Origin of the sequence: Arthrobacter sp. C9C5, from assembly GCF_013359735.1 — a bacterium.
In the GTDB taxonomy this organism is placed as follows: Bacteria; Actinomycetota; Actinomycetes; order Actinomycetales; family Micrococcaceae; genus Arthrobacter.
The window spans coordinates 159,899-166,258 of record NZ_JABFMX010000008.1 but is presented as its reverse complement, the minus strand read 5'-3'; the positions used below and the strand labels follow the sequence as shown (position 1 = coordinate 166,258).

Genomic DNA, 6,360 nt, shown 5'->3' with positions numbered 1-6,360 from the left:
AGGGATCCACCGCGTCTTCGATGTCCAGGATGATGGCGTCCGCGCGGGACTCCGCGGACGGTCCGAAGAGTTCCGGCTTCATGGCGTTGACCAGCAGCCAGGAGCGGGCGATTTCGGCCGGAACGTTGCGCTCAGGGATGAGGTTTTGAACGGTGCGGCTCAGCGGTGACGGTGCCGAGTTGGCATTGTCTGTCGCCAGGGACGTGGATGTAGGGAACGTCATTGGGATTCCTTTCTAAACCAGTCCGGAGAGGACTTCGGTGAGGCCATGCGGTAGTCGACCCTGTCCGATAGTTCGGGGATATCTGTCCAGACCTCGATCCCGAGTGCGGCTTCGTACATGGTGCGTGGTTGGACGGCGTCGCCTGCGATCCATAGTGCTGTGGAATCTGCCATGGCCTCATCGACGGTTCCAATGCGGATGATTTGGCCGTGCTGGCGGATCTGGACCCGCTCTCCGATAAGTCGGCGCCAATGGATGTACTGGCGGAGCACGATTGGTTCTCCGTAGTCGGGCAAGGGCCGGCTGTGGCTGCTAGTTGATGCGGTCATGGTCCGGTCAGGGCCAAGGCCACGGCGTTGCCCAGTTCTTCGGTAGTGGCGTTGCCGCCCATGTCCGGGGTGAGTGCATGGGTTCCGCGGGCTAGGACGGTTTCCATGGCGGTGGTGATCGCGGCTGCGGCTTCTAGCTCTCCGAGGTGTTCGAGCATCATCGCGGCACACCAGATCTGGCCGACGGGGTTGGCGATGCCCTTGCCGGCGATGTCCGGGGCGGACCCGTGGACCGGTTCGAAGAGGCTGGGGAACTTGCGTTCGGGGTTGATGTTTCCGCTGGGTGCGATGCCAATGGTTCCGGTACAGGCCGGGCCCAGGTCGGAGAGGATGTCGCCGAAGAGGTTGCTGGCGACGACGACGTCGAACCAGTCGGGGTGCATGACGAAGTTCGCGGCGAGGATGTCGATGTGGAACTTGTCCATGCTGACTTCGGGATATGCGGCCGCCATCTCCTGCACGCGTTCGTCCCAGTAGGGCATGGTGATGGAGATGCCGTTGCTCTTGGTGGCGGAGGTGAGGTGCTTCTTGGGCCGGCTTTGGGCCAGGTCGAAGGCATATTTGAGGATCCGGTCCACGCCGGTGCGGGTCATGACTGTTTCCTGGACAACCGTTTCGCGGTCGGTGCCTTCGAAGATCTTCCCGCCGATGCTGGAGTATTCGCCTTCGGTGTTTTCGCGCACGACGTAGAAGTCGACGTCGCCCGGCACCCTGCCTGCCAGGGGGCTGGGCACGCCGGGCAGGAGTTTGACCGGGCGGAGGCTGACGTACTGGTCGAAGTGGCGGCGGAACTGCAGGAGGCTGCCCCACAGCGAAACGTGGTCGGGGACGACGTCGGGCCATCCGACGGCGCCGAAGAAGATGGAATCGAACTGGTTCAGTTCCTTGAACCATCCGTCGGGGAGCATCTTTCCGTGCCGGGTGTAGTAGTCAGCCGAGGCGTAGTCGAAGTGTTCGTAGATGAGGTTCAGGTCGAAGGCTGAGGCTGCGGCGTCCAGGACGCGCAGCCCTTCGGGCACGACTTCGGTGCCGATTCCGTCGCCGGGGATGACTGCGATGCGGTGGGGGTTCGACATGACGATCCTTCGTTGTCGGTGTTGGGTGTTCGGGCTAGCGGTCGACCGGGTGTGCCGGTTCGCGGTTCTCGAGGACGTCGATGACGGCGTGCGCAGCGGCCAGGCCGGCCCGTGCCCGGGCTTCGACTGTCTGGCCGGCGAGGTGGGAGGTGATGAGGGCGTTGCCCAGGCCCCGAAGGGGGCTGCCGCCGGGCAGGGGTTCGCTCTCGAGCACGTCCAGCGCGGCGCCGGCAATGGTGCCGTCGGAAAGTGCTGTGGCCAGGGCCGCCTCATCCACGAGTGAGCCGCGGGCCGTGTTGATGAGGACGGCGGAGGGTTTCATCGCCTGCATCCGGGACGCGTCGATCAGTGTGCCTGCGCCCTGGCCGCCGCGGGTGTGCAGCGACAGATAATCGGCCTGGCGAATGACGGTATCGAGGTCGGTGAAGTGGACCGCGCCGGATTCGTGATCGGGGTGGGCGGTGCTGACCAGGACGGTCATGCCAAGGGCGATACCGAGGCTCGCCGTGGCCCGCCCGCTTGGGCCGAAACCGATGATGCCGAGGGTGGAACCGCGCAGTTCGTGGCCGGCTTCCCGGGGCCAGCGGCCTTGGCGGACTGCGCTGGTGACCTCGGCGAGGCGGCGTGCGGCCATGATGATCAGTCCGATGGTCAGTTCGGCGACCGAGTGGTGGTTTGTTCCGGGTGCGTTGCAGACCCTGATTCCTTGTTCGACGGCGGCCTGGACGTCGATGGAGTCGTACCCCACTCCGCTGCGCGCGATGACCCGCAGGGAGGCGGCGCCGGTGAGCATGTCGGCGGTGACTGGCTCGCTGGCGAGGATCGCGCCGGAGATGCCGTCGAACAACGAGCGGCGTTCCTCAAGGGTCCGCGGCCCCCGGAATGGCGAGTAGACCGGTTCCAGGCCGCGTTCGCGCAGGAGCTGGTCAACGGTGTCTCCGGGTTGGAGGTAGTCGGTGGTGATCAGGATGCGGGCGGCCATGGTGATGGTGGGTTCCTTTTTGTTGGGGCCGGCGTGGGTTGCCGTCGGCGGGGGCCTGTGGGTCTACGCGGTCAGGACCGCCGCGGTTTGCGCGGCGGTCCTGACCGGGTGCGGCCTTAGTGGACGTCGACCTTCTCGCCTTCTACCGTTTCCAGGGTTTTGGGCGCGAGGACGTTCTTCTTCCGGCCTGCGGCATGCAGGGCCTTGCGTGCTTGGTCCGGGTCGAAGTCTTTCTCCCACTTGCCCACGACGACTGCTGCCATCGCGTTGCCAAGAACGTTGATGAACACGCGGCCTTCGTTCAGGAGCCGGTCGATGCCGACGATGAGGGCGAGTGCCGCCAGCGGGATGCCGCCCACAGAGCTCAGGGTGCTGGCCAGGACGATGAAGGCGCCGCCGGCGATGCCCGCGGTGCCTTTGCTGGTGAGCATCATGACGCCGACCATGACCAGCTGCTGCTCCCAGGACAGGTCCATGCCGACGGCCTGGGCCAGGAATACCGAGGCCATGGTCAGGTAGACGGCAGATCCGTCGAGGTTGAAGGAGAATCCGGAGGGGATGACGATGCCCACGGTGGACTTGCCGACGCCCATGTTTTCGAGCTTCTTGATCAGCTGCGGAAGGACGGCTTCGCTGGAGCAGGTGCTCAAGGCGATCAGCAGTTCTGCCTTGAGGTAGCGCATGACCGCGAAGATGTTCAGTCCGCAGGCCCGGGCGATCGCGCCCAGGACTACCAGGACGTAGACGACGCAGGTTCCGGTGAACAGCAGGACAAGGTAGCCAAGCTGCTGCAGGCTTTGCGTGCCGTAGTTGGCCACGACGGCGGCGAGTGCACCGAAGGTGCCGATCGGAGCCAGGCGCATGACCCAGCTGACGATCTTGAAGATGACCGTGGAGAGGGCCTGAATGCCTTTGGTGAGGAACGCGCCGGACTCTCCGGAGACGTTCAGGGCGGCCCCGAACACGATGGAGACCATGAGCGCGGCGATGATGGTGTGGCCGGTCAGGGCCCCGAACAGCGATTCGGGAATGATATTGCTGATGAACTCGAGGCCGTCGAAGCTCTTGTTAGCGGCTGCCGGCACCTTGCTGGCGTCCAGCTTGGAGGGATCGATGTTCATGCCCGTGCCGGGATGGAAGACGTTGGCGACGACCAGGCCGATCAGCATCGACACCAGTGACAGTGCGATGAAGTAGCCCAGCGCCTTGACGCCGATGCGCCCGGCTTTGCGCAGGCTGTCCATCGAGGCGATGCCGAGCGACACCACGCAAAACACCACCGGGATCACGATCATCTTCACCAGGGCGATGAACCAATCGCTCAGGGGCGTGAGCTGTTTGCCGACGGACGGCAGGAGGAACCCGACGGCGATGCCTAGGACGGCGCCCAGGACGACTTGGAACCAGAGTTCGCGCATCAGCCGGCCAAACCGGGATCGTTGCTTGGACGCGGCGGAATGTTGCGGATTCTGCAGGGTGTGGGACGACATCTTGGGTGCTCCTTTGCACGTCAGATTGAGGACAGCGAGGGGTGCGGTCCCGGGCAGTCCTGCTGCCCGGGACCGGGGCACTACCGGATTGCTTAGTTGTGCAGTGCGCGCAGGACCTTATAGAACTCGGCCTTGCCTTCGAGCCCGATGCCCGGCAGATCGCCCGGGGCCACGCGGCTGTTGAGGATGACGGCGTCGTCGGTGAAACCGCCGGTGGGCTGGAACTCGCCCGGGTAGGACTCGTTGCCGCCAAGTTTGAGGGCCGCCGCGATGTGCAGGGAGAACTGGTGTCCGCCGTGCGGGATGCACCGGCGCGAGGACCAGCCGTGCTGGGCCAGCATGTCCTGGATCCGGCGGTATTCGGTGAGGCCGTAGCTCAGGGCCGGGTCGACCTGGATGAAGTCGCGGTCCGGGCGCATCCCGCCGTAGCGGACCAGGTTGCGGGCATCCTGCAGGGAGAACAGGTTCTCTCCGGTCGCGATCGGGTTCCTGTAGTGCTCGGACAGGGTGGCGTTCAGGGCGTAGTCCAGCGGGTCGCCGACTTCCTCGTACCAGAACAGCCCGTACTGGTCGATGGCTTTGCCGTATTCCAGTGCCGTCTCCAGGTCGAACTTGCCGTTGACGTCCACCATCAGGCGGGAAGCGTCGCCGTCGAGCACCTCGATCACCGCCTCGATGCGGCGGAGGTCTTCGGCGAGGTCGGCGCCGCCGATCTTCATCTTTACGACGTTGTAGCCCTTGGCCAGGAAGCCGCGCATCTCGTTCTGCAGGTCCTCCAGGCTCTTGCCCGGCGCGTAGTAGCCGCCGGCTGCATAGACGAAGACGTCCTTGTCCGGGTTGCCGTCGCCGTAGTGGTCTGAGATCCACCGGTACAGCGGCACTCCGGCGATCTTGGCTGCGAGGTCGTGCAGGGCCATGTCGGCGACGCCGACGGCGACCGAGCGTTCACCGTGGCCACCGGGCTTCTCGTTGGACATCATCAGGTCCCAGGCCTTCTCCGGAGAAAGCTGGCCGTCCTCATCGAGGAGATCTTCGGACGGGGCATCCATGAGGCGCGGCAGGATGCGGTCTTGCAGGATGCCCGTGGCGTTATAGCGGCCGTTGGAGTTGAATCCATAGCCAACCAGGGGCTTTCCGTCGACGAACACGTCGCTGACGAGCGCAATGATGGTGCAGTCCATCTTGGTGAAGTCAATGAACGCGTTCCGGATCGAGGAGCTGATGGGGATGGTGCCTACGTGGGCGGAAACGATTTTCATTCTTTGGTCTCTCCTATTGAATATCTTATTTCTTATAAGACTTCACCTCAGGCTGGACCGCTTAATCATTCGGGCGGCAGCCTCACGAGCGAATATCTTATAAGACTTGCGTCAAAGGCTAGCCCGGGGTGACGCGGAGCACAAGCCTCGGAGCCAAATTTCTTATAAGATGTCTCCAGAACCTACACTGTGAGCAACGGGGCCACACCTCGGTGAGAGATTCGGAGCGGCAGATGAGCACGACGAACGTCTTTTCCAGCAAGGGCAGCCTGGCGTACAGCGAGCTGCGCCAACTGATCCTCTCTGGCGGCCTTGCCCCGGGCTCGCGCATCTCCCAGTACGAACTGGCGGAGAGCATGCAAATGAGCATCACCCCGCTACGGGAAGCGATCCGCAGGCTCTCAAGTGAAGGCCTGATCACCATGGACACCCACCGGGACTCCCGCGTGGCTGACATGAGCGCCTCGGAGGCCCGCGAGCTACTGGAGGTTCGCCTTTCCCTCGAGCCATCGGCAACGGCGTTGGCAGCCTCGCGCAGGACCAAGGCTGACATCGACGCCATGCGCTCAGCAGCCGACAAGCTCCTGCCTGTCACGCGGGTGTGGGGCGAGGACGCGATCACGGTGCACCGCGAATTCCACCGGGCCGTCTACGCCGCCTCGCACAACGACTTCATGATTAAGCTTCTGGACGACCTGTGGGACAAATCCGACCGCTACCGCCGCATCGGCCTCGAGCTGCCGTCCGGGGATGAGCCCCGCACGATCGACCTGAATCAGCACCACCAGATCCTCGACCTGGTCATCGCCGGCGACGGCGCCGGTGCGGCCGAGCTCGCCCGCACCCACATCGCCAACAGCCTCACTGCATCGGTAACCGGAGCCCTGGAGGAACGCGAGAACGGGCAGTCGGGCACACTGGAAAAAACCGCCTAAGTTCTGCGAAATTTCCGCAGGCTAAAGGTTTCGGCACAGACTGAAGGCGCTGCTGGATTTGAACCG

At 64.1% G+C, this 6,360-nt stretch carries 5 protein-coding genes and 1 pseudogene; 1 reads left to right on the top strand and 5 read right to left on the bottom strand.

Annotated elements, in window-relative coordinates:
- From HNO80_RS08560 to HNO80_RS08540, 5 genes and pseudogenes are all read right to left on the bottom strand, one after another.
- Positions 1-223: pseudogene (locus HNO80_RS08560) on the bottom strand (hypothetical protein); the annotation flags it as partial.
- Between the two features lie 325 nt (positions 224-548).
- Entirely contained in the window at positions 549-1,628 is a 1,080-nt protein-coding gene (locus HNO80_RS08555) for a tartrate dehydrogenase (RefSeq protein ID WP_175322414.1), read from the bottom strand.
- A 34-nt stretch (positions 1,629-1,662) separates the two neighbouring features.
- Complete coding sequence (locus tag HNO80_RS08550) at positions 1,663-2,610, bottom strand: phosphoglycerate dehydrogenase (protein ID WP_175322413.1); 948 nt, start codon at positions 2,608-2,610, stop codon at positions 1,663-1,665.
- Positions 2,611-2,726: 116 nt separating this feature from the next.
- On the bottom strand, positions 2,727-4,100 hold the full coding sequence (locus tag HNO80_RS08545; protein WP_217500710.1) for a cation:dicarboxylate symporter family transporter: 1,374 nt from the start codon (positions 4,098-4,100) through the stop codon (positions 2,727-2,729).
- A gap of 92 nt (positions 4,101-4,192) precedes the next feature.
- The gene (locus HNO80_RS08540) at positions 4,193-5,359 is read right to left on the bottom strand and encodes a mandelate racemase/muconate lactonizing enzyme family protein (RefSeq protein ID WP_175322412.1); all 1,167 of its coding nucleotides are present in this window, start codon (positions 5,357-5,359) and stop codon (positions 4,193-4,195) included.
- Positions 5,360-5,592: 233 nt separating this feature from the next.
- Here HNO80_RS08540 and HNO80_RS08535 point away from each other — a divergent pair, with 233 nt between their 5' ends.
- The gene (locus HNO80_RS08535) at positions 5,593-6,294 is read left to right on the top strand and encodes a GntR family transcriptional regulator (protein WP_175322411.1); all 702 of its coding nucleotides are present in this window, start codon (positions 5,593-5,595) and stop codon (positions 6,292-6,294) included.
- Positions 6,295-6,360: the final 66 nt, after the last annotated feature.

What these genes read in the sequence shown, in the direction of transcription:
- HNO80_RS08555 (WP_175322414.1), bottom strand. Translation starts at nt 1,628, where the DNA reads ATGTCGAACCCCCACCGCATCGCAGTCATCCCCGGCGACGGAATCGGC.
- HNO80_RS08550 (WP_175322413.1), bottom strand. Translation starts at nt 2,610, where the DNA reads ATGGCCGCCCGCATCCTGATCACCACCGACTACCTCCAACCCGGAGAC.
- HNO80_RS08545 (WP_217500710.1), bottom strand. Translation starts at nt 4,100, where the DNA reads ATGTCGTCCCACACCCTGCAGAATCCGCAACATTCCGCCGCGTCCAAG.
- HNO80_RS08540 (WP_175322412.1), bottom strand. Translation starts at nt 5,359, where the DNA reads ATGAAAATCGTTTCCGCCCACGTAGGCACCATCCCCATCAGCTCCTCG.
- HNO80_RS08535 (WP_175322411.1), top strand. Translation starts at nt 5,593, where the DNA reads ATGAGCACGACGAACGTCTTTTCCAGCAAGGGCAGCCTGGCGTACAGC.